Source organism: Pantoea sp. Z09, assembly GCF_022394795.1.
Lineage (GTDB): Bacteria > Pseudomonadota > Gammaproteobacteria > Enterobacterales > Enterobacteriaceae > Pantoea > Pantoea latae.
Map to the genome: position 1 here is coordinate 2,942,501 of NZ_CP092373.1, position 26,560 is coordinate 2,969,060.

Sequence of the window (26,560 nt, forward strand, 5' to 3'; positions counted from 1 at the left end):
CACCAGGCTTAACGTTTCAGCGGCCAGAGCCAGGCCGCGCCGCGCACCCCGCTCGAATCGCCGTGTTTCGCTTTCAGCACCGGCGTTTCGCACTCGCCGCCGAATACCCACTGCTTCATCAGCGCGGGCACGGTGTGATAGAGACGATCGTTATTACTCATGCCGCCGCCGAGCACGATCGCATCGGGATCCAGCAGGTTCACCACCTGCGCCAGCGACTTCGCCAGCCGGGTTTCGTAGCGCTGCATCGCCTGTTCGGCAATGGGATCCTGCTGCGCGATCAGCCGGGCGATCTCCGCGCCTTTCAGCGCCTGCCCGCTCAGCCGCCGGTAGTCGATGCCGAAGCCGGTGCCGGAGACAAAGGTTTCGATGCAGCCCTTCTGCCCGCAGTAGCACGGCACCTCTTCGCGGTAGCGCAGCTCCTCTTCATCCATCCACGGCAGCGGGTTGTGGCCCCACTCGCCGGCGTTGCCGTTGCCGCCGATACGCGCCTCGCCGTTGATCGCCACGCCCGCGCCCGATCCGGTGCCGATGATCACCGCGAACACCAGCGGCTGGCCCGCGCCCGCGCCGTCCACCGCCTCGGAAACCGCCAGGCAGTTGGCGTCGTTGGCGATGCGCACCTCGCGCTGCAGCGCCTGCGCCAGATCGCGATCCAGCGGCTGGCCGTTGAGCCAGGTGGAGTTGGCGTTTTTGACGCGGTGCGCGTAAGGCGAAATGGTGCCGGGAATGCCGACGCCGACGCTGCCGGTCTGGCCGGTTTTCACCTCGGCGAGCCGCACCAGATCGGCAATGGCCTGCACCGTGGCAGCATAATCGTCGCGCGGCGTATCCACGCGGTGGCGAAACAGCTCGAGTCCCTCGTCAGACAGGGCGATCACTTCGACTTTGGTGCCGCCCAAATCAATACCTATACGCACGGTTTATTCCTCATTATTCAGCAGGGTGAGAGATACATTAGGAGCGGCGTCGGGGAAAGGCAATGAAACCGCTGCGATGTTTCGCTATCATGCGCGCTGACCTCTCGACTTGTGCGCCAGATCGCGCGCCCGGTAAGGAATTGTGATGTTGTGGTTTAAAAATATGATGGTTTATCGTCTGAACCGGGAGATCCCGCTCTCCGCAGACGACATGGAAAAACAGCTTGAGGCTTACACCTTTTCGCCCTGCGGCAGCCAGGATATGAGTAAAACCGGCTGGGTGTCGCCGATGGGCAACCGCAGCGACGCGCTGACCCACGTCAACAACGGCCAGATCGTGATTTGCGCGCGGAAAGAGGAAAAAATCCTGCCGTCGCCGGTGGTCAAGCAGGCGCTGGAGGCGAAGATCGGCAAGCTGGAGGCGGAACAGAGCCGCAAGCTGAAGAAAACCGAGAAAGATTCCCTGAAGGATGAGGTGCTGCACAGCCTGCTGCCGCGCGCCTTTAGCCGTCTCAGCCAGACCTTTGTCTGGATCGATACCGTCAACAATCTGATCGTGGTCGACTGCGCCAGCGCGAAAAAAGCGGAAGACACGCTGGCGCTGCTGCGCAAGAGCCTGGGTTCGCTGCCGGTAGTGCCGCTGACGCTGGAGAAGCCGATCGAGCTGACGCTGACCGAGTGGGTACGCTCTGGCGATCTGCCCGCCGGTTTCGCCCTGATGGACGAAGCGGAGCTGAAGGCGATCCTCGAAGATGGCGGCGTGATCCGCTGTAAAAAGCAGGATCTGGTGTGCGACGAGATCGCCAACCATATCGAAGCGGGCAAACAGGTGACCAAACTGGCGCTCGACTGGCAGGAGCGCATCCAGTTCGTGCTGGCGGACGACGGCTCGCTGAAGCGCCTGAAGTTCAGCGAGACGCTGCGCGAGCAGAACGACGATATCGATCGTGAAGATTTCGCCCAGCGTTTCGACGCCGACTTTATTCTGATGACCGGCGAACTCGCCGCGCTGACCAGCAATCTGGTGGAAGCGCTGGGCGGCGAAGCGCAGCGTTAACAAACCGCGCTCGGATCCCCAGAAACGCAACGGGCCGCTTAGCGGCCCGTTCTTTTTAGTCTTTCAGGTAACGGCAGAGATAGGCACTCGGCTCGCCCACCTGCAGATGAAACTCGCTGTGGCCCGGCACGTTGAACACCGAGCCCGCTTCAAACCATTGCCACTCGGTTTCGCCCGGCAGCAGCACCTTCAGCGATCCGCTCACTACCGTCATCTCTTCCGGCTGCGCCGTGCCAAAGGTGTATTCGCCTTCCGCCATCACGCCAACGCTGGCGCGGCCGGTGCTGGCACTGTCGAAACCGATAGATTTCACTTTTCCGTCAAAATACTCACTAACATTGAGCATGTTACTTCCTCACAGCACATTAAGGTAGCTGGCAGTGTAGAGCCGAACTCGCTGATCTGTCACGCGAATTGCAGCTTCGCCTCCTGGTTTGTGATCGCGCCGGTATCAGACAATCAGTTCGGCGGCCAGTTTGGCCACCAGCACGTTGGAGAGCAGCACCGGAATGCCGAGCAGCTTCTGTAAAAAGTCGCGATGCATCTGGTTATAGCCGACGCAGTCCAGCACCACCACGTCCGCGCCCTGCTCCTGCAGCGAGAGCGCCGCGTCGGTCAGCGCCTCGTTATCGGCAATATAGGGGCTGGCGACGGCGAAACAGGGCCGACGCTGAAGATTGCGCCACTTATTCGCCTGCTGCTGGATCTGCTCCGCGACCGGCACCACGATGCCGACCTGATGGTCATGCACAATGGCGGAGACCAGCGGCGGAATAATGCGGTCCGGCTCCAGCAGCAGCGCGCTTTTTGCCGTCAGCGCGCCAAACTCGCCGGTGCACAGCAGCAGGATGGTGTCGTAGCCTTCCGCCTCCAGCGCGTTGATTTTTGCCTGCAGCCCCTGCTCAACCTTCGCCGTCGCCAGCCGCACCTGGGTGCCGTTGCGCAGACGCGACACCAGCACGCCGTCCTGCTCGTCAGGGGCGAAACGCGCGGCGATCTCCGCCTCGCTCAGCCCATCCAGCAGGCCGACATGATCGGTCTGCTCGTCGGGCAGGTAAGCGGTCAGCAACGGCATAATATCGCTGCGCGGCGACTGACCAATGGTCAGGGTAACCAGGGATTTCGTCATCGTTAGTCTCGTTTACGCAGGTGACTCAGGCTGCCGTACAGCGTCAGCAGACGCGCATACTCGTCTGCGTCGTAGAAACGGCAGGTTTCGCGGCCAAACTCTTTTGCCACTTCCACCGCAAACTTCGCCGCCGCCGCGATATCCACTTCGTGGCTCGCGCCGGTGCCGCAGCCCGGCACCACCGACTCGGCGGTGATCGCCACGCCAACCACCGGCACGTCGGTGGCGGTTGAGGGCTGCAGAATGCTGTTGAGGTGATAAATGCCGTTGCCGTAAGGGGTAATATCCTGGGTGGTAATCGGGAAGGTCACCGCCGGACGGCCGGTGGTCATCTCCATAATGCGCAGCAGATCTTCCGACACGCGCAGGATATAGCCCTCTTTTACCGTAGGCGACAGCGCAAATCCCTTGTGGTTGATAATGCGGTTGCCTTTGGTGGTATCGATCGACAGGATGGCGTCCACCTCCTGCACCACCTCATTATCGTTCATGGTGACGTCGTCGATAGGCGAATCCATAAAATCCACCGGCTCGTGCGGGCGCGTCGGCGCATCCGGGCAGATATGGGTGGTGACGATCACGTCGCCCGCCAGCACGTCGCCTTTGCTCTGCATCACCGCCAGCTTCAGCGCGCTGGTCACCGCCGCGACGGCGCCGTCGGCGTCGGACACCATGCCGATGCGCGTCGGACGCGCGCCGATGCCGCCAAGACGGCCGATAATGCCCAGCGTCGGCGCGCTGCCGCCGCCCGCTTTGCCCTGCGCGCCCGGAATATCGATGCGCACGAAGTCGGTGCGCCCTTTAGGTCCGCTGACGCGCTTCACGCTGGCGGTGACGCCGGGGAAAGCGGCAAACAGATCCACTACCTGCTGACCGTCGACCAGCGCGCTGTCGAATAACTCAAATACCTGTAACGTCTGCTGCAGACTCATGGGATCCCTTATTTATTTTTTACCGCTGGCAAACAGCGAGTGAAAGAAGCTATAGAGCGCGTCGCCGGCGATAAAGCCCGCCGCCATCACCTCCATCGGCGAGCGGCCGCGCTCGCCCCATACGCGGATAATCACGATGCGCAGCGCAATGCCGACCACCACCGCCCAGCCGGCCATGGCGTTATTGATCAGCAGGCCGGTGGCGAGCAGCACGCCGAGCTGGCGTTTCGGCCCGCCGATCAGCTGAATAATGGCGCCTGGGATCGCCCACATCAGCAGGCTGCTGGCGATGCCCGGCTCCGCGCCCGCCTGAATGGTTTTTGCGTAGACGCGTGCCACCGGCGGCAGCAGGTTTTCCGCAAAGAAGAGGTTATGGGCGAACCAGACCACCGGAATAGAGACCAGAAAGGCGATCATCGCGGCGATCAGCTGGATGCGACGGCCCCACAGCTCCTGCTGCAGATCCGCGCCGTTGCCGCGCAGAATAAAGCCCGCTTTCAGATCGTATCCCATATCGGCGAAGGCGGGCCCGGTGGCGGCGGTGAAGCCGCACAGCAGGCAGAGCGCCAGCGGTGGAAAGCCAATCAGGATGCCGACGATCAGGGTGATCAGCGCCACTGCAAACGCCGGAAACCAGCCGGAGTGCATCGCGGCGATGCCGACGATCAGCTCATGGACGAAAGCGGCGAACGCGGCGTAAAGCACGAACAGCAGCAGCATCGGCAGGCTCATTTCGCTCCACAGCCCGCCCGCCAGCGCCAGCAGCGCCGAAATAATCAGGTAGCCTACGCCGCCGAGGCCGAGGGCGCGCTTCACCTCGCTGCCGCCGCGGCTCACCTTCTGCTCGTCGTGGCGGCGGCTGCGGATCACCATCACCACCTGGATCAGCGCCACCAGACCCGCACCGACCATCACGCCGTGCGGCAGATAGAGCGCGTTGATATCGATGCCGGCAACCGGTTGCGCATAGGCGCGCACCAGAAAGCCGACGCCCAGCATGCCCAGCGCCCAGATATTGCCGATAAACGCGGTGCCGAAGGCGGACATCGGGATCTTCAGCATTGAGCCGACGATGCCGCCGACGATGCCCGCCGCCAGCAGCCAGGCCTGGCGGCCACCCCGGTCGCCCGCTTTAATCGCCTCGGCGGCGGCCACGCCCGGCGGCCAGGCGTTGCTGGCGGGAAAGACACGCGTATCGAACAGGCGGTAGAGCAGATAAGCGTCCAGCAGCATTGCGGCGCTGACGCCGCAAAACATCGGCAGCACCAGCTGCGGCTGACCCAGCGCCCAGGGCACTGCGATCGGCATCAGCAAACTGTTCGCCGCGCCGAAGGTAGCGGAAGAGATCGCGGTCTGCGCGAGATTCTGAATTTCAATCGAGCGATAGCGGCGAAAGGCCTGCAGCGGAATACGCGCCAGCAGCATCGCGAATAGCGCGCCGATAATAGAGGTGTTTGGCGTCACGCCAATAGTGGTAATAAGCTGCACGCCAATAATGGCGCCCGCCACAGACAGGGCAATTAATACAATCGCCACGCCAGCCTGCTTTACTGGATTAACCTTCTCCATACTGTCCCCGTCAGGAATGCCGGTAGAAATGAAATGACGCTTCGCGAGCCTGAATAAGGCTCGCTTACGTCGTTTTTATATTTCGTCCGTGAGTGTGAATAAACAGGCCCGAAGGCCTGGTGTTTTCCCGGTGTGGCGAAAGTATTGCGCCGATAAAAAAGAGAATTCAGTCTGGCGTTGCGCCATATTTTTCGGCCACGTCGCGGGCCGTGATGCGTAATTCGTCGAGCAGCGCGGGCGGATAGCCCGGTGCCTCCTCTCGCGAGAGAAACGAGAGGCAGAGCGCCACCGTATCGCCGTGAAATTTATTATGCAGCGCGACGGCCAGCGAACTGATGCCGGGCAGCGTTTCGTTACGCGCCAGCGACCAGCCCTGCTGGCGGATCGCCGCCAGCTGCGCGCAGAGCGCATCGAGCGTTTGCGGCGAGTTCGGCGGTAACGGCTGCCAGTCAGGCTGATAGCGCTGGCGCACCTCCTCTTCGCTGAGCTGCGCCAGCAGCACGCGCCCGGTTGAGGTGGCGGCGGCGAGCATACGGCTGCCTGGCGGCGTCACCAGCTGGGTAAAGTGACGCCCGTGAAACATGCGCATCACCACCAGATCGCGTCCGTCGAGGCGCGAGATATAGCCGATGCAGCCGGTCTGATCCGCCAGCCGCGCCATGGCGGGCGCGGCGCTATCCACCAGCGGCGCGGAGAGGTAGTGTCCGGCGACCGACAGCAGCACCCGTCCGATATGAAAACAGCGGCTCTCCGCATCGCGCTCCAGCATCCCCTGACTTTCCATGGTGGCCAGCAGACGCGACACGGTGCTTTTCGGCAGGCGCAACGCTTCGACGACATCGGTAAACGTCAGCCCGGGATTGCCCTGCGTCACGCCTTTTTGCTGAAACAGCTTAAGCACCGCGGCGGCGTTTTCGAGTGTGGTCATAATGAAAGTTTCACTATATGGAACTGAGTTCCTGCGTCGATGGGTTAAAACTAAAGCGCGGGGGAAAATGGGTCAAGCGTCAATTTTTGTCAGTGAGCCTGTGGCGTAGTCAAATAACCGGAGCAGCGGCGGAGAGAAATGATTTTATAGGGGAGATAAGAGAAATAGCAGAATGGATAACAGCTTCGCTGCCGAGAGGCAGTTAATAACAGCAAATCGCAGCAGAGAGTAAATTAAATTCTGGCTGGCGTCCTTGCCAGAGAGATCGCCCTACTCTTTTTCCACATCTTCATAACGGACTTTTGCATCCTGCGCTTCCGCTTCTGACGTATGCTCGCTAATTAACGTATTAGGCGATGGATGATCGGCGCGTAACTCCCATGATGTCACGGTGCTGCCCGGCGGCCCTTTTTCGACGGTGACGACGCGCGCTTCACGTGGATAAGGTGGTCTGGTCGGCATATTCAATCCCTCCTGGCTGATCGTATTCCACACGACGAGACGATTCCCGTCTGAGGATCAGTATAGCCAGGCTGCGCAACCCAGGCGGGAAAGCGGGAGAATTCTGAGGAAAAAGCGCGGCCGCTAGCTGGCGCGCGCCAGCGAAAGCTGCTGCAGGATGTCGTCAACCACCCGCTCCGGGCTCTGCATGGCGTTGACTTCATGATGGGCGGCGTCGCGGTAGAGGTGCGCGCGCTGGCGCAGAATATCGCCCATCTCTTCGGCGATAGGACGGCCGGTCAGCGTAGGACGCTGCGCCGCTTCGGGCTGGCTCTCCAGCCGCTGCGCCAGAATATGCGATGGCGCGCTGAGCCAGATCACCTGCCCATGCTCGCGCATAAAGCGACGGTTATGCTCCGCCAGCACCATGCCGCCGCCGGTGGCGATCACCGTGGCGGGGGCGGTCACGGCTTTCAGCGACGCGGTTTCGCGCGCGCGAAAACCGTCCCAACCCTCATCCGCCACAATCTGCGCCACGCTGCGCTGCGTGCTGAGCTGCAGATGGTGATCGGTGTCGCGAAAGGCGTAGCCCAGCGCGCGCGATAAGGCCTCGCCCACGGTGGTTTTGCCGCAGCCGCGCGCGCCGATCAGGTAAATGGGTTGAGACATCTGGGCAGTTCCTCCGCCGTTGCAGGCTCGATAAGACGATGTATCGCTTACTAATGCGACGCATGATAACTGGAAACCGCTGGCGCCTCCACCCGCGAAGCAAGAAATGCGCATCCTTTTCGGACTTTAGTGGCTAATTCCTTTATTTTTAACCGGTTAACCCTGCGCATTTCGTGCAGATCGCGTTAAATCAAGCGGCGGCAACATTTGCTTACCTGGCGGATTTTACTTTGTCGCGCCCCGCCCCCATATACTTATTTATCGCAACAGGAGAGCCATTATGTATAGCCAGGAACACCAACTGATTGAGGGTTTGTTCAGCCGTCTGAAACAGGCCGAGAGCCAGACCGGCCCGCGTGACGCGGCGGCGGAACAGCTGATTAAAGAGCATCTGCAGCAGCAGCCCGGCGCGCCTTACTATATGGCGCAGGCAATTCTGATTCAGGAAGCCGCGATGAAAAAGCTCAACGAGCGCATCACCGAGCTGGAGAACCGCGTGGCGCAGCAGCAACAGCAGCCACAGCAGAGCAGCGGCGGCTTCCTGTCGAGCCTGTTCGGCGGCGGGTCGCGTCAACAGCCTCAGCAGCCGCAGCAGCAGTCGGCGTGGAGCAACGCCCCCCAGCAGCCGCAACAGCAGCAGCCGCAGTACAACACTGCCCCGGCGGCGCCGTCGCGCGGCACCGGCTTCCTCGGCGGCGCGCTGCAAACGGCGGTCGGCGTTGCCGGCGGCGTGGTGATGGCGGATATGCTCACCAGCCTGTTCCACCACTCGCAGCCGGAGGAGATCGTCAATATTATCAACGAGCCCGACGCGCCGCTGCCGCAGGTGGATGACAATCTCGACACCTTTAACAGCGGCGGCAGCGGTTTCCTGGACCAGAACAACGGGTGGGACAACAACTACGCGGACAACAACGACTTCAACGATCTCGGCAACGACAGCTTTAACGACTTCAACGACGACGACGACAGCTTCGTCTGAGTTCAGCGTCGACGCTGCGTCAGCCAGCTGTCGAGCGCGTTGGCAAACTGCTGGCGGTCTCGCGGGCTCATGGCCGCCGGACCGCCTGTCTGCACGCCGCTGGCGCGCATGGTGTCCATAAAGTCGCGCATAGTGAGCTTTTCGCGAATGGTGGCGGGCGAATAGCGCTCGCCGCGCGGATTAAGCGCCGCGCCGCCTTTCTCCAGCACTTCCGCCGCCAGCGGAATATCAGCGGTGATCACCAGATCCCCCTCCTCTACCCGCTTCACGATTTCGTTATCCGCCACGTCGAATCCGGCGGGCACGCGCAGGGTTTTCAGCCAGGGCGACGGCGGCACGCGCAGCGACTGGTTGGCGACGAAGGTCACCTGCGTTTGGGTGCGGTCCGCCGCGCGGTAGAGCACTTCTTTAATGACGTTGGGACAGGCGTCGGCATCAACCCAGATAACCATGTTCTTTCCTTACTCTTTGGGAATGATGGAGATCTTGCCGGTCTTCTCCAGAATGGCAAACTTTATTTGGTCCAGCCGCTCCAGACCCTGCGTGCTGCGCGCGCTTTGCAGAATATCCTCTTCGTCAATGCCGGCGCGCTTCGCCCGCTGGCGCAGCAGTTTTCCCTCTTCCACCAGAATCAGCGAAGAGCCGTCGATCAGCCGCTCCATGCGCGGAAAGCGGGTTTTCATCACCCCGAACAGAATATCGATCACGATCAGCGTAACGATGGTCAGCCCGGCGCCGGTCACGGAGAAGTCATCCCCCAGCAGCGCCTGCTGCGTCGCCTCGCTGATAATCAGCAGCAGGATCAGGTCGAACGAGGTCATCTCCATCAGCGTGCGGCGTCCGGCGATTTTAAACACCACCATTAACAGCAGATACATGCTGGCTGCGCGCAAAACCGTTTCCATGTCGATCTCCTAAGGGTAAACAAACTGGCTAAAGCGCACGCTTGAGGCGTCGTCCAGCGTGACGGTGACGCGATAGCGGCCGAAATCCTGCGGCTGGGTGCCGATCCAGACCGTCGCCTCCTGCTGATCGGCGCGCCGGTGCCAGCGCAGCATCAGGCTGTCGCCAGTGCTCCAGGCCTCGTCCGGCTGCGGCTGCAGCGTTTGCAGCTGAATATTGTCCAGCTGCGGGCCGCGCAGCTGAAGCTGGTACGAATCGCCGCGCAGCTGTTTTAGCCGCAGCGTCATATCCATATTGCTTTCGCGCCGGCCAAAGCGCTCGTAGTCGACGCTCAGCCGCCTGTCCGGACTGGTGACGCTTTGATTGCTCAGCCAGCCCTTGGAAAACAGCCCCGCCGCGCCGGCGAGGACGATCAGCAGCAGCAGCGCAAAACCGGCGTGCTGAATGCGCCACTCAATCCGTTGCCATCGCATATTCTCTTTCACCGGATAGTGCCGGCTCTGATTTTCATTGTCCTCCATGCAGGTTCCTCTTCGCTGACTTGTTATTAATCCTGGCTGAAGTAAGCTAACGCGTTAAGATTTTCGAACTTTCTTAAAGGATACGGCGATGCTGGAGAAGAAAATTGGGTTTGTCGGCGGCGGCAATATGGCCAAAGCCATTATCGGCGGACTGGTGAAAAGCGGCCAGGTGGCACCCGCGAACATCTGGGTATTTGACCGCAAAGCGGAGGCCAACGAGGCGCTGGCGCGCGAGTACGGCATCCACGCCGCCGAAAGCGCCGAGGCGCTGGCGCGCGAGGTAGATATCCTGTTCGGCGCGGTCAAACCCAACGTGATCCTGAAAGTGCTGAAAGATCTGGCGAACCAGCTGAAAAAAGAGGCGCTGGTGGTGTCCATCGCCGCCGGCGTGACGCTCGACTCGCTGGCGACGGCGCTGGGCCACGACCGTAAAATCGTGCGCGTAATGCCGAATACGCCGGCGCTGGTTAACGAGGGCATGACCTCGGTCACGCCAAACGCGCTGGTCGAGCAGCCGGAGATCGACGAGGTGGTGACCATCTTTGAAAGCTTCGGCAAAGCGGCGGTGGTAAGCGAATATCTGATCCACTCGGTGGTCGGCGTCAGCGGCTCCGCGCCCGCCTACGTGTTTATGTTTATCGAAGCGATGGCGGACGCCGCGGTGCTCGGCGGCATGCCGCGCGCGCAGGCCTATCAGTTCGCCGCGCAGGCGGTGAAAGGCTCGGCGCAGATGGTGCTGGAGACCGGCAAACACCCCGGCGAGCTGAAGGATATGGTCTGTTCGCCCGGCGGCACCACCATCGAAGCGGTCAAAGTGCTGGAAGAGAAAGGCTTCCGCGCCGCGGTGATCGAGGCGATGCAGCAGTGCATGGCGAAGTCCGAAGCGCTGAGCAAGAAGTAACGCGCGCGGCGGAGCCCAGGCTCCGCCCGCTCTCGCTACGCCTGGCCGCTCTCTGCCCGCGCCAGCGCCTGCCCCATCGTCATCGGCTGCTGCATCTCCAGCACCAGCGCCGCCGTCAGGGTATACATGCCGCAGGAGAAGACCGCCGCCAGCTTGCCCTGCTGACCATAGAGCGCAATAAACTTTTTCTCCTCCAGCGAGCCGATTAAGCGGTACTCATCCCACGTTTCCGCATGGCCGAGATACTCATAGCGCGTGCCGAAATGGGTGGTCCAGAAAAAGGGCACGCGGTCGTACATCATGCGCTTGTCGAGCATGTTAAAGGCGGCAATGCGCCCCTGCTGATGCGCCACGCGATAGTGCTCGATGCGCAGCGGTCCCTGCGGCGTCAGGTAGCTGGCAATATCCCCGGCGATCCAGACGTTCTCCCTGACCCGCAGCTGGCTGTCGGCGAGCAGGCTGCCATCCTCACACAGCGACAGGTCGTGAATAAATCCAGTGGCGGGCTGAATGCCGGTCGCCAGCAGCACCACATCCGCTTTCAGACGCTGGCCGTCCTGCATACGCAGCGAGGTTACGTGATGCTCTCCTTCCAGCGCCGCCGGATCGCCATCGACAAAGCGCACGCCGTTGCTGCCGTGCAGATCGCGGAAATAGCGGCCTATCTGCTCGCCAAACTGGCGCGCGAAGGGCAGCGGATGACGCGCCACCACCGTCACCTCGACGTCGCGGTTGCGCAGCGCGGAAGCCATCTCCATGCCGATAAAGCTGTTGCCAATAATCACCAGCTGCTGGCTCTGATCGACCTCTTTCAGCAGGTCGTCCGCCTGCTTCAGCGAGCGCAGCAGGTGCACGCCCGCCAGATCGCTGCCGGGCAGCTCGGGACGCTGCGGCGCGCCGCCGGAGGCGATCAGCAGCTTGTCATAAAACAGCGATTCGCCGTCGGCGAAGTGGATGCGCTGCTCGCGCGTATCGAGACGCGACACCTCGCCCTGCACGCGGTCGACATGCTGCAGGATATCCTCTTTCAGGATGCGCGGCACATCCTTGATATCCATCTTGCCGGCGGGCACGAATTTCGTCAGTGCGGTGCGGTCGTAGGGTGCTTCCGGCTCGCGCTCCACCAGCACCACCCTGCCTTTAAAGCCTTCACGACGCAGCGTCCAGATTGCCGCGCTGCCTGCCGCGCCGCCGCCCAGCACCGCATAGACCGGCGCCTCGCCGCCGCTGCCGATGGGCGTCGCAGATGACATCGCTTTTGGGTTGACCTGCACGATGCCATTCTCGACGCGCAGCGGATACTGCTTCAGATCGGCCAGCGCCAGCGGTTCGCACATATGGCCATCCTCCAGCGCGAACACCGCTTTGTGCCAGGGACAAACCAGCTTATCGCCGCACAGGGCGCCCTGCTCCAGTGGCGCGCCCGCATGGGGACATTTGGCCTGATACGCGCGCACCTTTTCCCCGTCGCGCACCAGCAGGATCTCAGTGTCGGCTATTTTGGTTTTGGTGGGCTGGCGATCGGGCAGATCGTTTAAGGCGATAACAGGCTGATAGTTCATGACGCGGCTCCTTGTTGGTCGTTATTGACATGCGCAAGCTGAGCAGGCGCAAACCCCTACAAAGAGTAAGTGTGGCAAAGGAAAGCGGAACCCTGCGTCTGAAAAGCAGAAATGCAGCTAAGCCGTTGTTAAGCAGCCGGTTTAAAGTTTTAGCAAGTGTGAATGGCGCGAGAGGAAGCGTCACACAGCCGGCGCGCGGCCGTGTGACGCAGGGGTCAGGCTTTTTTCAGGCAGCTGCTCATAAAAGTTTTACGCGCGTCGCCGCTGAGCTTTTTATCGCCCGCCTCGCCGTTGCAGCTTTTCATTTTCATCTGCTGCGGCGTCATGCCGGAGAGCTTGCTCTCTTTTTTCAGGCATTCGCTCATAAAGGATTTACGCGCGTCGCCTTTGAGATTTTGCGTGCTGGCGTGCTGATTGCACTGCGCCATTTTTTGCTGCTGCGCGGTTTTCTCCGCCGCCTGCGCCACGCTCATGCCGCCAGCCAGCACACCGGCCATCACGACAGCCGCTATATACCCTTTCATCATCTGCACTCCCCTGATAGTTAACCTCGTTAATTCTGGCATGCGATAAAGGCAGCGGTGAAATTTCGCACGAATTTGCAGTGTCGATCGCACTGCGGCAGCGATCAGACGCGTGGATGATTCAGAAGTTTATCGAGGTAGTTGCGCAGCAGCAGCGCATCTTCGCTGCTGGTATCGGCACCCGCGTTGTGCATGGCGTGATCGATACCGGCGGCGATGGCGTGCTGTTGTTCGGGCTCGAGCTTACGCAGCATCGCGGTAACGATAATTTCCAGCGCCTCAACCTGAGCCACCAGTTCTTTTGACTCTTCTTCTTTTGCCGCCAGTTTTACCAGGAGTTCTGCGATAAGGTTCTTCATGCCCTTGTCCCATGGCTAAATAAAGAGCGAAGTTATCACCCGCTAAAATAAAACAACAGCGTTTTTAGCGGCTTTTCCGGTAATGACTCCAACTTACTGATAGTGTTTTATGTTCAGATAATGCCCGATGACCTTGTCATGCAGCTCCACCGATTTTGAGAACGACAGTGACTTCCGTCCCAGCCTTGCCAGATGTTGTCTCAGATTCAGGTTATGTCGCTCAATGCGCTGAGTGTAACGCTTGCTGATAACGTGCAGCTTTCCCTTCAGGCGTGATTCGTACAGCGGCCAGCCATCCGTCATCCATACCACGACCTCAAAGGCCGACAGCAGGCTCAGAAGACGCTCCAGTGTGGCCAGAGTGCGTTCACCGAAGACGTGCGCCACAACCGTCCTCCGTATCCTGTCATACGCGTAAAACAGCCAGCGCTGACGTGACTTAGCACCGACGTAGCCCCACTGTTCGTCCATTTCAGCGCAGACAATCACATCACTGCCCGGTTGTATGCGCGAGGTTACCGACTGCGGCCTGAGTTTTTTAAGTGACGTAAAACCGTGTTGAGGCCAATGCCCATAATGCGTGCACTGGCGCGACATCCGACGCCATTCATGGCCATATCAATGATTGTCTGGTGCGTACCGGGCTGAGAGGCGGTGTAAGTGAACTGTAGTTGCCATGTTTTACGGCAATGAGAGCAGAGATAGCGCTGATGTCCGGCAGTGCTTTTGCCGTTACGCACCACGCCTTCAGTAGCGGAGCAGGAAGGACATCTGATGGAAATGGAAGCCACGCAAGCACCTTAAAATCACCATCATACACTAAATCAGTAAGTTGGCAGCATTACCGCTTTTCCTGCTCTTTTTTCTCGGGATTTTGGCGAATAAAAGGAGAGAAGGCGGCGAGTAAAAACAGGCGAAAGGTTTTGCCGTTAATAAAGCGAGACGGTAAACCTTTTCGCCCTGAATAAAAGAGCGTGAGGGGGAATTAACGCGGGTCAGCAAATCCGTGACCGTGGCCGCCCCAGCCGCCGCCGCCGCCACCTGGGCCACCCCAGCCGCCACCACCACCCGGAGGCGGGAAAAGACAACCGCTCAGCGCGGTGACCAGCGCCACGACTGCGGCAAGTTTGACAATACGTACCATAACAACCTCAGAGTGAAGGAAAACGCGCTGAGTGTATGAGCGGCCAAAAGAGGCGACAAGAGAGAATTCTCTGACTACGCGTGGTATTAACCATTGCATACCAGGCTTAACGATTTACTGGCACGAAAGTGGCAAAAAAATCGCATCCGGCGGCGTCTGCTACCCGATCGGGGCCGCAAAATTCACCGCTGACGCCGCCGATCCTCTTTACAGCGCAGGGCAAAAGACGCATTGTGAGCGCAATACATTTTGAGGGCGTTTCTATGTCACTGTTGCAGGCTTCACTGAATGAGATCCTTTCCCGCCGCGATTGGGAAAATCCGGTGGTCACCGGCCACCATCGTCTTGACGCGCATCCGCCGTTCGCCAGCTGGCGCAGCGAGGCGGCGGCGCGCGACGAGCAGCCTTCCCCGGCGCTGCGCTGCCTGAACGGCCAGTGGAGCTTTAGCTACTTCAGCCAGCCAGAAGCGGTGCCGGCCAGCTGGCTGCTGCAGGACCTGCCCGACGCCGACACCCTCCCCGTGCCAGCTAACTGGCAGCTGCACGGCTATGATGCCCCCATTTATACCAACGTTCAGTACCCTATTGCGGCGACGCCGCCTGCGGTTCCCGCCGACAACCCGACCGGATGTTACTCGCTCACATTCACCGTTGACGACAGCTGGCTGGCGTCTGGCGAGACGCGGATCATCTTCGACGGCGTCAACTCCGCCTTCCATCTCTGGTGCAACGGCCGCTGGATCGGCTATTCGCAGGACAGCCGCCTGCCCGCCGAGTTCGACCTGACGCCCGCACTGACGCGCGGCGCCAACCGGCTGGCGGTGATGGTGCTGCGCTGGAGCGACGGCACCTGGCTGGAAGATCAGGATATGTGGCGCATGAGCGGCATCTTCCGCGACGTGTCGCTGCTGCATAAACCTACGACGCACCTCGCCGACGTGCAGCTGGAGACGCCGCTCAGCCCCGAGTACCGCAGCGCCGAGCTGGTGGCGCGCGTGCGCGTCGCCGCGCCGCAGCCGACGCAGCGTTTGCGGCTGACGCTGTGGCGCGATGGCGCGCGCATCGGCGCCCTCGAACAGCCGCTCGGCAGCGCGATCATCGACGAGCGCGGTCACTATGCGGAACGCGCCGAACTGCGCCTGCCGGTTGACGCCCCCGCGCTCTGGAGCGCCGAAACCCCTGCGCTCTATCGCGCCACGCTGGCGCTGCTCGACGCGCAGGGCGAGGTGGTGGACGTTGAAGCGTATGACGTCGGTTTCCGCCGCGTCGCCATCGAAAACGGCCTGCTCTGTGTGAACGGTCAGCCGCTGCTGATACGCGGCGTCAACCGCCACGAGCATCACCCGGAGAACGGCCAGGTGGTGGATGAGGCAACGATGCGGCGCGACATCGAACTGATGAAGCAGCATAACTTCAACGCGGTGCGCTGCTCGCACTACCCTAATCATCCGCTCTGGTATCGGCTGTGCGACCGCTATGGCCTCTATGTGGTTGATGAAGCCAATATCGAAACCCACGGCATGCAGCCGATGAGCCGCCTGGCGGACGACCCGCGCTGGTTCGCCGCCTTTAGCGAACGCGTGACGCGCATGGTGCAGCGCGACCGCAACCACTGCTCCATTATTATCTGGTCGCTGGGCAACGAGTCGGGACACGGCAGCACCCATGACGCGCTCTACCGCTGGGTGAAAAGCGCCGACGCGACGCGTCCGGTGCAGTATGAGGGCGGCGGCGCCAACAGCGCGTCGACCGACATTCTCTGCCCGATGTATGCGCGCGTCGACGAGGATCAGCCCTTCCCCGCCGTGCCGAAATGGTCACTGAAGAAGTGGATCGGCCTGCCTGGCGAAAACCGGCCGCTGATCCTGTGCGAATACGCCCACGCGATGGGCAACAGCTTCGGCGGCTTTGCGAAATACTGGCAGGCGTTTCGCCAGTTTCCGCGCCTGCAGGGCGGCTTTGTCTGGGACTGGGTCGACCAGAGCCTGACGCGCTACGACGACAACGGCGCGCCCTGGCAGGCCTACGGCGGCGATTTCGGCGATAAGCCCAACGATCGTCAGTTCTGCATGAACGGCCTGGTGTTTGCCGACCGCACGCCGCATCCGGCGCTGTTTGAAGCGCAGCGCGCGCAGCAGTTCTTTCAGTTCGCGCCGGACGCGGGCGATCCCTGGTGCTTCACCGTCAGCAGCGAGTTCCTGTTCCGCCGCAGCGATAACGAGGTGCTGCGCTGGCGCGTCGAGCAGCAGGGCGAGGTGGTGGCGCAGGGCGAGGTTGCGCTGGATATCGCGCCGCAGGGCGCGCAGCGCATTGTGATCCCGCCGGTGGAGAATCTGACGGGCAGCTGCTGGCTGAACGTCGCTGTGCATCAGCGCGACGCCACCGCCTGGTCGGTTGCCGACTGGCGCGTCGCCTGGCATCAGTGGCCGCTGCCCGCCGCGCTGGCGCTGCCGCCGCAGCCAGCCGGCGGCGAGCCGCCGACGCTGGAGGAGGATAGCGAGCATGTTGTCATCCGCCATCGCGGCCAGCGCTGGCTGTTTAGCCGCCGCAGCGGCGAGCTAACGCAGTGGATGACAGATGCGCAGGCGACGCTGCTGTCGCCGCTGCAGGACTGCTTTATTCGCGCGCCGCTGGATAATGATATTGGCACCAGCGAAGCGGAGCGCGTCGATGCCAACGCCTGGTCAGAGCGCTGGAAAGCGGCCGGCTACGACGCCCTGACAAGCCGCGTCGAGCAGTTAAGCGCTGAGGCGCTGACGGACGCGGTACAGGTCAACGTGCTGCACGGCTGGTACGCGCACAACAGGCTGGCGTTTCTCAGCCGCAAGCGCTACCGCATCGACGCGCAGGGCGAGATGCAGCTGGAGGTTGAGGTAGAACAGGCCGCCGGTCTGCCCGCGCCCGCGCGCATCGGCCTGCGCTGTCAGCTTGCCGCCGCGCCGCAGCAGGTCGCCTGGCTGGGGCTGGGTCCGCACGAGAACTACCCTGACCGCCAGCTGGCGGCGCAGTTTTCGCGCTGGCAGCTGCCGCTCGACGCGCTCTATACGCCCTACGTGTTCCCGAGCGAAAACGGCCTGCGCGGCGCCACCCAGCGGCTGGAGGTGGAAAACTGGCGGATCGGCGGCGACTTTAGCTTTGCGCTGGGCCGCTACAGCCTCGAACAGCTGCGCGCGACCTCGCACCGTCATCTGCTGCGCGCGGAGCCGGGCTGCTGGCTTCATCTGGACGCCGCGCATATGGGCGTCGGCGGCGACGACTCCTGGAGCCCGAGCGTCAGCGCCGAGTTTCTGTTGACTCAGCGTCGCTGGCGCTATGCGCTGCGCTTTTCCCTTTTGGCTCAAGCACCGTGCGCGGACGACGGTAAAATCGTTTTAGCAGCACCACGTTGATCAGCACCACCAGCGCGGTGGCGAAGAAGACCCAGCGGTAGCCGGTTACGGCCGACACCGCCGCGCCGAGCAGCGGGCCGGCGACGTTGCCGAGATACATAAAGGACTGGTTATAGCCGAAGATGCGGCCGGTGATATTGTCGCGCGAGTGGCGCACCAGCAGCGTCTGCACCGCCGGCATCATCGCGCCGTCGGCAAAGCCGAGCAGAAAGCGCAGCACGCCAAGCTGGGTGGCGCTGGTGACGAACGACATGGCGATCAGCAGCAGCAGCGACACCACCATCGTCGCCAGCAGAATGCGCTGGGTGCCGATGCGGTCGCCCAGCCTGCCAAGGCGTGGCGCGGCGATCAGCGCTGAAATACCCGGCAGCGCGGCGATCACCCCGCTGAGAAAGGCGATATTCTCCGCCGTCGGCGCCAGCTCGCGCACAAACAGCGTCAGGATCGGGTTAACCGAGCCGTTGCACATCTGGATCACCATGGTGGTGACGAACAGACAGAGCATCAGCTTCGGATTATCGAGCGAGGCGAAAACCTCGCGCCCGCTCAGTTTGTCTTTCTTGCTCACCGGCGTGTAGCCGGTCTCTTTAATCAAAAACAGCGTCACCAGAAAGCTGACCAGCAGCAGCGCGGCGGTGACGATAAACACCATGCGCAGGCCGACCCAGTCCGCCAGCAGACCGCCGAGCATCGGGCCGAGGATCACGCCGCCAATCTGGCCAGTAGAGACGCAGCTCAGCGCCCAGCCGCTGCGGTCGCGCGGCACCTGCGCCGCCACCAGCGCCATGGCGTTGGGAATATAGCCGGAGGTTAAGCCCATCAGCGCGCGCAGCAGCAGCTGCCAGGCCTGAGTGACAAACGCCTGCAGCAGGATCACCACCCCCATGCCGAACGCCGCGCGCAGCAGCATCAGCTTGCGCCCTTTGCGATCGGCGAGGCTGCCCCACAGCGGCGCGACGGCGGCCGAAACAACAAAGGTGATACTGAAGGTCAATCCTGACCAGAGGCTGAGCGCGTCGCCGCCGGAAATGCCCAGCTGTTCGATATAGAGCGGCAGAAAAGGAATGATTTGGCTAATGGCCAGGCCGGTAAAAAAACAGCCGAACCAGACCGAGATAAGATTGATTTTCCAGGGTTCTATTGTGCGTGGCATGAGCAAGCTGGCGATAACAGAGGGAGGCGACAGTGTAGCAACGCCCTTTTGCCGCCGAGCGGCAAAACATGGCACGAAATGAAAAAAACCGTTTTCCGCTGCGCCACGCGCTTTTTGCTGACGCATATAGGCTGTTAACGCCTTTTGCCAGTGGATCCTGAGCCGCTTTCAGCGCCGCAGCGGCGGCGAGTCAGCAGAATGTCAGCAGCGATGAAAAAATATGTCAGCCTGTTACTGACAAGTTCTGATGTCGGTTGTATGTTTAAAAAAACGCCAGTTTTCGCTGACGTCGGTGGGCCGTCCTGGCCACGCTAACGCCTCCGCCGCATCCTGTCGCGAGGTTCACAGTTAACATCACGCTGAGTCTTCACGCTGCGCCCGCGCCTCGTGATCGCTACGCCGTCGCTTTAGCAGAGGTGGTTATGAGAGTTCAAAACAGTGCCAGCCGTGCGATTGTGGACTATTTCAACAGCCCCGCCTGGAATGCTCCGCAGGAGTCCGATCTGCTGGCGGTGATCCTGCGTGAATTAATGGAGGCAGGTCAGCCTGCGACCAATAAAGCGGTGATCGCGCGCGTGATCCAGCGGCTGGAAGTGGAAGGCGATGCGCGTCGGCTGGAAAATTATCGTCAGCTACTGGCGCAATTAATGGAAACGGGCGCGCAGGAATAGGCAAAAAAATTCCCGCCGAAGCGGGAATAAACAAGACGAGCATTGCATATTGAGAGTGACGAGGAAATCTCTGTTATCCACAATCTATCCTCGCTGTCGGCGATGACAGCCGCATGACAATGGGTCGCTTTTTTTATGACGCCTCAGCCGCAGTAAACCTGGGTGATAGTGTCGCTTTTATCCGCGAGGAAATTCAGGCGGTGCAGATTAAAGTCCATTGTCACCGCGCTGTTCCACGGAATGGCGCGCACCGGCGTGTCGAAACGCAGGCTGCTAACGGCGCTGAGCGGCTTGCCGACATAGCTCTGATACTGCGAGGCGCCACAGGTGTCGTTTTGCGCATCCGCGCCCGCGGCGGCGGCGTCAGGTTTACCGGCTGACTGGCAGGCAGTTAAGGCCAGCACGCCTAGCGCCAGCAGCGTTTTCCCGTAATGTTTCACGTTGTCTCCTCATAAACGTGGTGAGTTTGCTTCCAAGAGTAGCAAAGCCCGGCGGCGCGCTTCACCCCTTTCGGCCCCTCACCCGCGCGGCCATCCCGTGATAATGGGCGATCCCGGCCGCATTTTTTAGGATAAATCGCACGTCCTGACTAAAATCCCCGCGCGCAGCCACTAAAATTATTAGGACTTTTCTGAGGAGGAAACGATGGAACTGGCAATTTTTGTGGGCTTTGCCGTTCTGATGACCGCCGTGGCGGTCAAAGTGCGCTAAGCCCGAATCAGTGTGGTATGAGATGTGCTGTCCAGAAGCGCAGCGAAGGCCAGCAGCGGCATCGGGCGCCCTAAAAAGTAGCCCTGCCCCTCTTCGCAAGAGAGCCGCTTGAGCTGGTCGAGCTGCGCTTCTGTCTCAATGCCTTCCGCCGTAATCGTCAGCGCAAAGGCGTGCGCCAGCGCGATAATGCCCGCCACCACCGACTCCGCCTGCTGCGATTCGGGAAAATCCTTCATCCATGAGCGATCGATCTTCAGCCCGTTAAACGGGAAGGTCTTCAGGTAGCCGAGTGCCGCATAGCCGGTGCCGAAGTCATCCACCGTCAGCCGCACGCCCAGCGCGCGCAGCCCCTGCATCACCTCCAGCGCCTGCTGCGGATGTTCAAAGGTGACGTTTTCCGTGATCTCCAGCTCCAGCCTGGTTGCCGGCAGCCCGCTGCTCGCCAGCGCGCGCGCCACGCGCTCCACCAGATCGGTGGTGCGAAACTCCACCGGCGAGATATTGACCGACACGTAGCGATCCGCGCCCCAGCCGCTGGCGTCGCGGCAGGCGCGCGCCAGCACCCAGTCGCTGATCGCCACGATCAGCCCATTCTCTTCGGCCAGCGGAATAAACCGATCCGGCGGGATCGGCGGACCGCCCGCGGGCTGCCAGCGGATCAGCGCCTCCGCACCCGCCAGCCTGCCGCTTTGCAGCTGATAGCGCGGCTGGTAGTGCAGCGTGAATTCGTCGTCGCGCAGCGCCTGCTCGATGCGCTGCGCCATATCGCGCTTGTGGTCGCGCTGGCTGGCCATATTGTTGGCGTACCAGACCCAGCGGTTGCGTCCCGCCGCACGCGCTTCGTTCAGGGCGATGTCCGACATGCGCAGCAGCGCCTCGGGATGGCTGGCGTCCTGCGGCGCGCAGGCGATGCCGATGCTGGCCGTCAGATAGTGCGCATGCTGACCGGTGAAAATCGGCTGCTGCACCTCATGCAGCAGTCGGGTGCAGCGGTGCGCCACCGTCTCGGCGTCGCCCTCTTGCAGCACCAGCACGAAATCGTCGCCACCCAGCCGCGCCGCCAGCTCGTGCGCCCCGACGCCGCGCTGCAGCCGCTGCGCCATCTGATTCAGCACCTGATCGCCCGCCGCGTGGCCCCAGTGATCGTTAAGCGGTTTGAACTGATCGAGATCGAGGCTGACGATCGCCAGCGGCGACGCCAGGTGAGGTGGCTCCAGATGACGCGTCAGGAACTCCTGCAGCTGAATGCGGTTGGAGAGCCCGGTGAGCGCGTCGTGACGCGACAGAAACTGGATGCGCGCCTCCGCCTCCATGCCCTGCGTGATGTCCGACACCGTGCCGCGAAAGCCGGCGCGGCGGCCGTTATGCCAGATGGTTTTCGCCACCAGATGGCCGATGCGCCGTTCGCCCTGCGCGCTGAGAAACTGACAGCGCAGCGGCGCGGAGGAGCTGTTCTCCTCCTGACGCATCAGCCAGGCCACCAGCGAATGGCTGGGATGGGTCAGCAGGCGATCGATATGCTCGCCCGTCCAGTCGGCAATTTGATGGCCGGTGAGGCGATGAAAGCGGGAAGAGAGATAGATAAGGCGCCCTTTCTCGTCGGTTTCCCAGATCCAGTCCGAGGCGGCCTCGGCCAGATCGCGGAAGCGCGCTTCGCTGTTCGCCAGCTCCTGCTGGCTAACCGTCAGCATTGCGAAGCGACGATCGGAGAGCACCGCGTTATGCAGCGCATGGCGGCTGACGCGCCGCGTAATCCAGCCGGTCAGCAGCGCCATCGCCGCCAGAATCGGCAGCAGCAGCGCCAGCAGGCGCGAACCGGGATCCTTCGCCTGCCAGCGCAGCACCACTGACGCGCCCTCCCTGACCCCCAGCGTCATACGCGGCTGCTGCAGGGCGTCGCGGGCGTCCAGCGCGGCGCGCGGCGCGCGCACGTCGAGCATCTTGCCCAGCACGTCGAGTTTGGCGGGGGTGAAGAGGTTAACGAACACCAGCACCGACGGCGGCCCCGGCACGGCGGGCAGGCCTGGCACCTTGCCCATCGAGATGGGCGCCGCCACCACGATGGCCGGCTGCCGCTGGATCTCGGCGTTGCGCGCCAGGGCCCCGTTGTCGAGCCGGCGCGCGTCGCGCAGCAGCGCGGCGCTCTGCGCGCCGAGCCAGGCCTCCAGCGGCAGGTCAGCGCGTTTGCCGTCGATCACCGCGTAGCGCGTGCGGCCGGCGCCATCTACCACGAATACCCCTTCGTAGTGATACTCCTTATAGAGGCCCGGTCCCAGATTCTCCTCGTCCCAGGCCCAGCGCGTATTCAACGTGACGTGCAGGTTGCGCCACGCCTCGCCCCAGAAGGCGTAGTCACGCACGTCCGTCAGCATGGTATCCTGCCGCGCCTGCCACGCCTGGCTCAGCAGCTGGCGATCGTGCGCCGTGGCGTCGCGATCCTGTCTCAGGGCGATGGCGATCACCATCAGCACAGAGAGCAGCAGCACGCCCGCCAGCAGCAGCGAAAAAATACGCAGGCTGCGGCGCGTCGTGCGCAGCGTGCGATGTTCAGCCGCCAGCGTAAACGGACGCGACGGCGATTCCGGTGGAACAAAAGTCATCAGGGGCGCTCACAGCAAAGCGGTAAAATGCGTTCCGGCGGCCAGGCGCCGACGACCGAAACAGGTTTAAGCCGTTATCGGCGCGCGGCGGCGCGGTTTTAGCCTGAAGGCGGAATTTCCTGCGTTAAGTTTGTACGCGCGCCTCCCTCGACAGGGATCGGGCGCGTTGCTACTATGCGCTTTCCTTCAATGGCTGGGCCGTCTATGAACACCAATCCCGACAGAGTAACGTTGACGCTGTTCTACGTCGGCAGCTTTGTGGTCTATTACCTCGTGACGATGCTGATTACGCTGTTTCCCAACTACAGCGTGCTGCGTAACGACGGTCTTCTAGTGCCGGTGCTCTGTTTGTTTGAATTCGCGGTGATCTACCCGCTCTACCGTTTCTACTGCCAGCGTCGCAACGATTTGCCGCTGGGCGAGCTGCGTATTCGCCAGACGCTGCTGTTTATCCTCGTGCTGTTTGTGCTGATGGCGGCGCAGACGCAGTTTTTACAGCCGGAAGGCTGGCTGGTGGAGCAGGCGCAGCAGGGTCGCAATTCGATGCTAATCCTGCTGCTGACCGCCGTGCTGCTGGCGCCGGTGTTTGAAGAGGTGCTGTTTCGCGGATTTCTGCTGCAGGCGTTTTTGCTGTGGGCGCCGCGCAGCCGCTTCGCCTGTATGCTGCTGACGTCGCTGCTGTTCGCGGTGATGCACACCCAGTATGTGCACTGGGAAACCCTGCTGGCGCTGACGCTTTTTTCCCTGCTGCTCTGCTATGCGCGCCTGCGCAGCAATAGCCTGGCACTGCCGATTTTCCTGCACACGCTCAACAATCTGATCGCCCTGCTGCCCGCCTGGTTTTTCTCCTGAGGTGATTTACCGCTCGGGCTGATAACGCCGCGCCGACACCTTTGTCTATACTGGATCGTTAAAAAGGACCATAAGCATCACAGTCCGTGCCAACGAGACCGTGTAAAGGAGTCGAGCCATGTTGATTGGATTTGTGTTGTTAGTGAGCGCCTGCGGCCACGATGCCTGCGATGCCCTGCCGGTGTCGGAGCGGATTTACCCGACCAAAGCGGCCTGCGAAACCATGGCGGATCGTATTCATAAAGTCCGGCCTGGCGTGGTGTTGCTGTGCGGCGAAGTCCATCGTTAATCAGACCTGTTAACGCTGTTGTGTGAAAAAGAGGCGGTTCAGACGTTGCAGCCGACGCCATCAGCGTTCAAAATATAAGCTGTTTTAAACTATTATCGTTGTGATCCCCATGAAAACACCACGCCCCCGTCGTCCGACTGGACGCTGGGTTTATTATTTGTTGTATGACGGCATTCTCTGGCCCTGTCCGGTGCGCTGGGAGTGGGAGAGCGGCTACGGCGGCTGGCTGCCGTTTTACTATTCGCCGACCTTTGAATTTGTCGCCGGCGATCCGGGCAAAGCGTACCGCATCGCCCGCAGCGACGTGCGCGCGAAACGGCGCGAGCAGGAGCGTGAATATGTGTAAGGCGCTTCAGTGAGCGACCCAGGGCAGCCAGGAGGCGGTCAGCAGAAAGTGGATCAGCTCCAGCGCCAGCACCACCATCACTAATACGCCCAGCTTGTGCCGGCAAATCCACGCCTTCAGGCCCATATCATCGCCGCCCAGCGGATCAGCATCAACGCGCCGCAAATAAGGAGCAGCACCAGCACCATTTTCCAGTGTCGTTTTGCCGGCAGATATTTCGCCACGCTTCCCCTCCTTCCGCAGAAAGAAAAGATGCGCCCCAGGGCGCATCCAGTGCGGTTCGCACGAACCGATATCAGCCAGCATAGCGCGGTCGCCGCGTCAGGGCGACCTGCTGGATCAATTATTCAGGGTATAGTCGAGCGTGATCTCGGCGTTCAGCACCTGAGAGACCGGACAGCCCGCTTTCGCCTTCTGAATAATGTCGTCAAAGGCAGCGCTGTCGATGCCTGGCAGGCTGATGGTGCTGGTCAGCGCCACTTTGGTGATGGCGAAGCCCTCGCCTTTTTTGTCCAGCGAGACGTCGGCCGTGGTATCGATGCTCTCTGGCTTATGGCCGGCATTGCCCAGCATCAGCGACAGCGCCATCGAGAAACAGGCGGCGTGCGCCGCGCCGATCAGCTCTTCCGGGTTGGTGCCCTTTGCGCCTTCGAAGCGGGTGTTGAAGCCGTAAGGGGTCTGGCTCAGCACGCCGCTCTCGGTGCTGACGCTGCCTTTACCTTTGATATCGCCTTCCCAGTGCGCCGATCCTTTCTTGTGAATAGTCATTGCATTCCTCCTGTTGATGAACAGTGAGTAAGTATAGACAAGGCTCAGCTAACGGCACGCGGACGCGGCGCGTCTGCTGCGCTATTGAACAACGCGCCGGCCTCCACCAGCGAACTGCGCGTGATATCGCTGATGCTGTTGGCCCCGGTCAGGGTCATCGCCACGCGCATCTCTTTTTCAATCAGCGAGAGCAGATTTTCCACGCCGCGCTGGCCGTGCGTCGCCAGCGCGTAGAGGTAAGCGCGACCGAGCAGCACGCTGTCGGCGCCGAGCGCAATCATGCGCACCACGTCCAGCCCGTTGCGAATGCCGCTGTCGGCGAGGATCGCGATATCCCCTTTTACCGCATCGGCGATGGCGGGCAGCGCGCGCGCCGAGGAGAGCACCCCGTCCAGCTGGCGGCCGCCGTGGTTGGAGACCACGATACCGTCCGCGCCGAAACGCACCGCGTCGCGCGCGTCCTCAGGGTCGAGGATCCCCTTGATCACCATCGGGCCGTCCCAGAACTCGCGGATCCACTCCAGATCGCGCCAGGCGATAGAGGGATCGAAATTCTTCGCCAGCCAGCCGATGTAATCCTCCAGCCCGGTGGGTTTGCCGAGATAGGTGGAGATATTGCCGAGGTCGTGCGGGCGACCGTGCAGGCCGACGTCCCACGCCCACTGCGGATGCGTCGCCGCCTGCCAGTAGCGGCGCAGCGCGGCGTGCTGACCGCTCATGCCGGAGTGCGCGTCGCGGTAGCGCGCGCCGGGCGTCGGCATATCGACGGTAAACACCAGCGTCGAGCAGCCGGCGGCTTTGGCGCGCTCCAGCGCGTTGCGCATAAAGCCGCGATCGCGCAGCACGTAGAGCTGAAACCACATCGGGCGGTTGATCGCCGGCGCCACCTCTTCAATCGGACAGACAGAGACCGTCGAGAGGGTAAAGGGAATGCCCTTCAGCGCCGCCGCGCGCGCCGCCTGCACCTCGCCGCGTCGCGCATACATGCCGCACAGGCCGACAGGCGCCAGCGCCACCGGCATCGCCAGCGTCTCGTCGAACAGCCGGGTTTGCAGGCTCAGCTCGGACATATTCTTCAGCACGCGCTGGCGCAGCGCCACGTCGGCGAGATCCTCGACGTTGCGCCGCAGCGTACGCTCGCTGTAGGCGCCGCCGTCGATGTAGTGAAAAAGAAACGGCGGCAGGATACGCTGCGCGGCGGCGCGATAATCGGAGGCGGAGGAGATAATCACAGGTCGGT

Annotated in this window: 29 protein-coding genes; 8 read left to right on the forward strand and 21 right to left on the reverse strand. The window is 61.8% G+C overall.

Annotated elements, in window-relative coordinates; translation table 11 throughout:
• Positions 1–8 precede the first annotated feature (8 nt).
• Entirely contained in the window at positions 9–920 is a 912-nt protein-coding gene (mak, locus tag MC269_RS14165) for a fructokinase (protein ID WP_239952791.1), read from the reverse strand.
• Between the two features lie 145 nt (positions 921–1,065).
• On the opposite strand from mak, the gene rdgC reads away from it, so the two are divergent.
• On the forward strand, positions 1,066–1,977 hold the full coding sequence (gene rdgC / locus MC269_RS14170; RefSeq protein WP_081139269.1) for a recombination-associated protein RdgC: 912 nt from the start codon (positions 1,066–1,068) through the stop codon (positions 1,975–1,977).
• Between the two features lie 55 nt (positions 1,978–2,032).
• Here rdgC and ppnP read toward each other — a convergent pair whose 3' ends face one another.
• The 7 genes from ppnP to aroL all read right to left on the reverse strand — a co-directional run bounded on the left by ppnP (position 2,033) and on the right by aroL (position 7,645).
• Complete coding sequence (gene ppnP, locus MC269_RS14175; protein WP_239952792.1) at positions 2,033–2,323, reverse strand: pyrimidine/purine nucleoside phosphorylase; 291 nt, start codon at positions 2,321–2,323, stop codon at positions 2,033–2,035.
• Between the two features lie 105 nt (positions 2,324–2,428).
• Positions 2,429–3,106, reverse strand: coding sequence for an AroM family protein (locus tag MC269_RS14180; protein WP_081139264.1), 678 nt, complete (start codon positions 3,104–3,106; stop codon positions 2,429–2,431).
• 2 nt (positions 3,107–3,108) lie between these two features.
• Entirely contained in the window at positions 3,109–4,038 is a 930-nt protein-coding gene (locus MC269_RS14185; RefSeq protein WP_239952793.1) for a DUF1177 domain-containing protein, read from the reverse strand.
• A 12-nt stretch (positions 4,039–4,050) separates the two neighbouring features.
• A complete protein-coding gene (locus MC269_RS14190; RefSeq protein ID WP_239952794.1) occupies positions 4,051–5,607 on the reverse strand; it encodes an OPT/YSL family transporter in 1,557 nt (518 codons plus the stop codon).
• Positions 5,608–5,773: 166 nt separating this feature from the next.
• Positions 5,774–6,535, reverse strand: a complete 762-nt coding sequence (locus MC269_RS14195) for an IclR family transcriptional regulator (RefSeq protein WP_081139255.1) — start codon at positions 6,533–6,535, stop codon at positions 5,774–5,776.
• Positions 6,536–6,805: 270 nt separating this feature from the next.
• Positions 6,806–6,997, reverse strand: a complete 192-nt coding sequence (locus MC269_RS14200) for a YaiA family protein (protein WP_033752762.1) — start codon at positions 6,995–6,997, stop codon at positions 6,806–6,808.
• A 123-nt stretch (positions 6,998–7,120) separates the two neighbouring features.
• Entirely contained in the window at positions 7,121–7,645 is a 525-nt protein-coding gene (gene aroL, locus MC269_RS14205; protein WP_081139252.1) for a shikimate kinase AroL, read from the reverse strand.
• A gap of 280 nt (positions 7,646–7,925) precedes the next feature.
• Between aroL and MC269_RS14210 the strand changes: the two genes are divergently transcribed.
• A complete protein-coding gene (locus MC269_RS14210; protein WP_239952795.1) occupies positions 7,926–8,627 on the forward strand; it encodes a DUF2076 domain-containing protein in 702 nt (233 codons plus the stop codon).
• A 2-nt stretch (positions 8,628–8,629) separates the two neighbouring features.
• Here MC269_RS14210 and MC269_RS14215 read toward each other — a convergent pair whose 3' ends face one another.
• The 3 genes from MC269_RS14215 to MC269_RS14225 are packed head-to-tail and all read right to left on the reverse strand — an operon-like array spanning position 8,630 to position 10,051.
• Positions 8,630–9,079 carry a YaiI/YqxD family protein gene (locus MC269_RS14215; RefSeq protein ID WP_081139246.1) on the reverse strand — a complete coding sequence of 150 codons (450 nt, stop codon included), beginning with the start codon at positions 9,077–9,079 and terminating at the stop codon, positions 8,630–8,632.
• A gap of 9 nt (positions 9,080–9,088) precedes the next feature.
• The gene (locus tag MC269_RS14220; protein ID WP_081139243.1) at positions 9,089–9,532 is read right to left on the reverse strand and encodes a DUF421 domain-containing protein; all 444 of its coding nucleotides are present in this window, start codon (positions 9,530–9,532) and stop codon (positions 9,089–9,091) included.
• A 9-nt stretch (positions 9,533–9,541) separates the two neighbouring features.
• Positions 9,542–10,051 (reverse strand): hypothetical protein, encoded by a 510-nt coding sequence (locus MC269_RS14225; RefSeq protein ID WP_239952796.1) that lies wholly within the window; start codon positions 10,049–10,051, stop codon positions 9,542–9,544.
• An 88-nt stretch (positions 10,052–10,139) separates the two neighbouring features.
• Between MC269_RS14225 and proC the strand changes: the two genes are divergently transcribed.
• Positions 10,140–10,952, forward strand: coding sequence for a pyrroline-5-carboxylate reductase (gene proC, locus MC269_RS14230; RefSeq protein WP_239952797.1), 813 nt, complete (start codon positions 10,140–10,142; stop codon positions 10,950–10,952).
• Positions 10,953–10,987: 35 nt separating this feature from the next.
• Here proC and MC269_RS14235 read toward each other — a convergent pair whose 3' ends face one another.
• The 4 genes from MC269_RS14235 to MC269_RS14250 form a co-directional block, all read right to left on the reverse strand.
• Entirely contained in the window at positions 10,988–12,514 is a 1,527-nt protein-coding gene (locus tag MC269_RS14235; protein WP_239952798.1) for an FAD-dependent oxidoreductase, read from the reverse strand.
• Between the two features lie 215 nt (positions 12,515–12,729).
• Positions 12,730–13,038 (reverse strand): PsiF family protein, encoded by a 309-nt coding sequence (locus MC269_RS14240; RefSeq protein ID WP_239955122.1) that lies wholly within the window; start codon positions 13,036–13,038, stop codon positions 12,730–12,732.
• Between the two features lie 104 nt (positions 13,039–13,142).
• Positions 13,143–13,397, reverse strand: coding sequence for an anti-adapter protein IraP (iraP, locus tag MC269_RS14245; protein ID WP_239952799.1), 255 nt, complete (start codon positions 13,395–13,397; stop codon positions 13,143–13,145).
• Between the two features lie 93 nt (positions 13,398–13,490).
• Positions 13,491–14,188, reverse strand: a protein-coding gene (locus MC269_RS14250) for an IS1 family transposase (RefSeq protein WP_239952247.1) whose coding sequence is annotated in 2 segments (ribosomal slippage) — positions 13,491–13,939 and positions 13,939–14,188 — 699 coding nt in all. Because the reading frame shifts where the segments join, the coding sequence is not laid out codon by codon here.
• Between the two features lie 616 nt (positions 14,189–14,804).
• Between MC269_RS14250 and MC269_RS14255 the strand changes: the two genes are divergently transcribed.
• Complete coding sequence (locus MC269_RS14255) at positions 14,805–17,930, forward strand: beta-galactosidase (protein ID WP_239952800.1); 3,126 nt, start codon at positions 14,805–14,807, stop codon at positions 17,928–17,930.
• Here the strand turns inward: MC269_RS14255 and MC269_RS14260 are convergent.
• Positions 17,815–19,083 (reverse strand): multidrug efflux MFS transporter, encoded by a 1,269-nt coding sequence (locus tag MC269_RS14260; protein WP_305802677.1) that lies wholly within the window; start codon positions 19,081–19,083, stop codon positions 17,815–17,817. The genes MC269_RS14255 and MC269_RS14260 overlap by 116 nt on opposite strands.
• Positions 19,084–19,505: 422 nt before the next feature.
• On the opposite strand from MC269_RS14260, the gene MC269_RS14265 reads away from it, so the two are divergent.
• Positions 19,506–19,754, forward strand: coding sequence for a biofilm development regulator YmgB/AriR family protein (locus MC269_RS14265; RefSeq protein ID WP_081139228.1), 249 nt, complete (start codon positions 19,506–19,508; stop codon positions 19,752–19,754).
• A gap of 143 nt (positions 19,755–19,897) precedes the next feature.
• Here the strand turns inward: MC269_RS14265 and MC269_RS14270 are convergent, their stop codons facing one another.
• Together MC269_RS14270 and MC269_RS14275 are read right to left on the reverse strand one after the other, a co-directional pair.
• The gene (locus MC269_RS14270; protein ID WP_239952801.1) at positions 19,898–20,194 is read right to left on the reverse strand and encodes an I78 family peptidase inhibitor; all 297 of its coding nucleotides are present in this window, start codon (positions 20,192–20,194) and stop codon (positions 19,898–19,900) included.
• Between the two features lie 267 nt (positions 20,195–20,461).
• Complete coding sequence (locus tag MC269_RS14275) at positions 20,462–23,065, reverse strand: EAL domain-containing protein (protein WP_239952802.1); 2,604 nt, start codon at positions 23,063–23,065, stop codon at positions 20,462–20,464.
• Between the two features lie 204 nt (positions 23,066–23,269).
• On the opposite strand from MC269_RS14275, the gene MC269_RS14280 reads away from it, so the two are divergent.
• The 3 genes from MC269_RS14280 to MC269_RS14290 all read left to right on the forward strand — a co-directional run bounded on the left by MC269_RS14280 (position 23,270) and on the right by MC269_RS14290 (position 24,552).
• Positions 23,270–23,917, forward strand: coding sequence for a CPBP family intramembrane glutamic endopeptidase (locus MC269_RS14280; protein WP_081139219.1), 648 nt, complete (start codon positions 23,270–23,272; stop codon positions 23,915–23,917).
• Between the two features lie 118 nt (positions 23,918–24,035).
• Complete coding sequence (locus MC269_RS14285; protein WP_094078501.1) at positions 24,036–24,206, forward strand: hypothetical protein; 171 nt, start codon at positions 24,036–24,038, stop codon at positions 24,204–24,206.
• A 109-nt stretch (positions 24,207–24,315) separates the two neighbouring features.
• Complete coding sequence (locus MC269_RS14290; RefSeq protein ID WP_081139216.1) at positions 24,316–24,552, forward strand: hypothetical protein; 237 nt, start codon at positions 24,316–24,318, stop codon at positions 24,550–24,552.
• 116 nt (positions 24,553–24,668) lie between these two features.
• On the opposite strand, the gene yniD is transcribed toward MC269_RS14290, so the two are convergent.
• From yniD to lldD, 3 genes are all read right to left on the reverse strand, one after another.
• Positions 24,669–24,776 carry a small membrane protein YniD gene (gene yniD / locus MC269_RS14295; RefSeq protein ID WP_094078500.1) on the reverse strand — a complete coding sequence of 36 codons (108 nt, stop codon included), beginning with the start codon at positions 24,774–24,776 and terminating at the stop codon, positions 24,669–24,671.
• 115 nt (positions 24,777–24,891) lie between these two features.
• Positions 24,892–25,320, reverse strand: a complete 429-nt coding sequence (locus MC269_RS14300; protein WP_081139213.1) for an OsmC family protein — start codon at positions 25,318–25,320, stop codon at positions 24,892–24,894.
• Positions 25,321–25,364: 44 nt separating this feature from the next.
• Positions 25,365–26,552: an FMN-dependent L-lactate dehydrogenase LldD gene (gene lldD, locus MC269_RS14305; protein WP_239952803.1), complete on the reverse strand. Its 1,188-nt coding sequence runs from the start codon at positions 26,550–26,552 to the stop codon at positions 25,365–25,367.
• Positions 26,553–26,560: the final 8 nt, after the last annotated feature.

Excerpts from the sequence above, each read along its gene's own strand:
- rdgC (WP_081139269.1), top strand. The coding sequence starts at position 1,066 with ATGTTGTGGTTTAAAAATATGATGGTTTATCGTCTGAACCGGGAGATC.
- ppnP (WP_239952792.1), bottom strand. The coding sequence starts at position 2,323 with ATGCTCAATGTTAGTGAGTATTTTGACGGAAAAGTGAAATCTATCGGT.
- MC269_RS14180 (WP_081139264.1), bottom strand. The coding sequence starts at position 3,106 with ATGACGAAATCCCTGGTTACCCTGACCATTGGTCAGTCGCCGCGCAGC.
- MC269_RS14185 (WP_239952793.1), bottom strand. The coding sequence starts at position 4,038 with ATGAGTCTGCAGCAGACGTTACAGGTATTTGAGTTATTCGACAGCGCG.
- MC269_RS14190 (WP_239952794.1), bottom strand. The coding sequence starts at position 5,607 with ATGGAGAAGGTTAATCCAGTAAAGCAGGCTGGCGTGGCGATTGTATTA.
- MC269_RS14195 (WP_081139255.1), bottom strand. The coding sequence starts at position 6,535 with ATGACCACACTCGAAAACGCCGCCGCGGTGCTTAAGCTGTTTCAGCAA.
- MC269_RS14200 (WP_033752762.1), bottom strand. The coding sequence starts at position 6,997 with ATGCCGACCAGACCACCTTATCCACGTGAAGCGCGCGTCGTCACCGTC.
- aroL (WP_081139252.1), bottom strand. The coding sequence starts at position 7,645 with ATGTCTCAACCCATTTACCTGATCGGCGCGCGCGGCTGCGGCAAAACC.
- MC269_RS14210 (WP_239952795.1), top strand. The coding sequence starts at position 7,926 with ATGTATAGCCAGGAACACCAACTGATTGAGGGTTTGTTCAGCCGTCTG.
- MC269_RS14215 (WP_081139246.1), bottom strand. The coding sequence starts at position 9,079 with ATGGTTATCTGGGTTGATGCCGACGCCTGTCCCAACGTCATTAAAGAA.
- MC269_RS14220 (WP_081139243.1), bottom strand. The coding sequence starts at position 9,532 with ATGGAAACGGTTTTGCGCGCAGCCAGCATGTATCTGCTGTTAATGGTG.
- MC269_RS14225 (WP_239952796.1), bottom strand. The coding sequence starts at position 10,051 with ATGGAGGACAATGAAAATCAGAGCCGGCACTATCCGGTGAAAGAGAAT.
- proC (WP_239952797.1), top strand. The coding sequence starts at position 10,140 with ATGCTGGAGAAGAAAATTGGGTTTGTCGGCGGCGGCAATATGGCCAAA.
- MC269_RS14235 (WP_239952798.1), bottom strand. The coding sequence starts at position 12,514 with ATGAACTATCAGCCTGTTATCGCCTTAAACGATCTGCCCGATCGCCAG.
- MC269_RS14240 (WP_239955122.1), bottom strand. The coding sequence starts at position 13,038 with ATGAAAGGGTATATAGCGGCTGTCGTGATGGCCGGTGTGCTGGCTGGC.
- iraP (WP_239952799.1), bottom strand. The coding sequence starts at position 13,397 with ATGAAGAACCTTATCGCAGAACTCCTGGTAAAACTGGCGGCAAAAGAA.
- MC269_RS14255 (WP_239952800.1), top strand. The coding sequence starts at position 14,805 with ATGTCACTGTTGCAGGCTTCACTGAATGAGATCCTTTCCCGCCGCGAT.
- MC269_RS14260 (WP_305802677.1), bottom strand. The coding sequence starts at position 19,083 with ATGCCACGCACAATAGAACCCTGGAAAATCAATCTTATCTCGGTCTGG.
- MC269_RS14265 (WP_081139228.1), top strand. The coding sequence starts at position 19,506 with ATGAGAGTTCAAAACAGTGCCAGCCGTGCGATTGTGGACTATTTCAAC.
- MC269_RS14275 (WP_239952802.1), bottom strand. The coding sequence starts at position 23,065 with ATGACTTTTGTTCCACCGGAATCGCCGTCGCGTCCGTTTACGCTGGCG.
- MC269_RS14280 (WP_081139219.1), top strand. The coding sequence starts at position 23,270 with ATGAACACCAATCCCGACAGAGTAACGTTGACGCTGTTCTACGTCGGC.
- MC269_RS14285 (WP_094078501.1), top strand. The coding sequence starts at position 24,036 with ATGTTGATTGGATTTGTGTTGTTAGTGAGCGCCTGCGGCCACGATGCC.
- MC269_RS14290 (WP_081139216.1), top strand. The coding sequence starts at position 24,316 with ATGAAAACACCACGCCCCCGTCGTCCGACTGGACGCTGGGTTTATTAT.
- MC269_RS14300 (WP_081139213.1), bottom strand. The coding sequence starts at position 25,320 with ATGACTATTCACAAGAAAGGATCGGCGCACTGGGAAGGCGATATCAAA.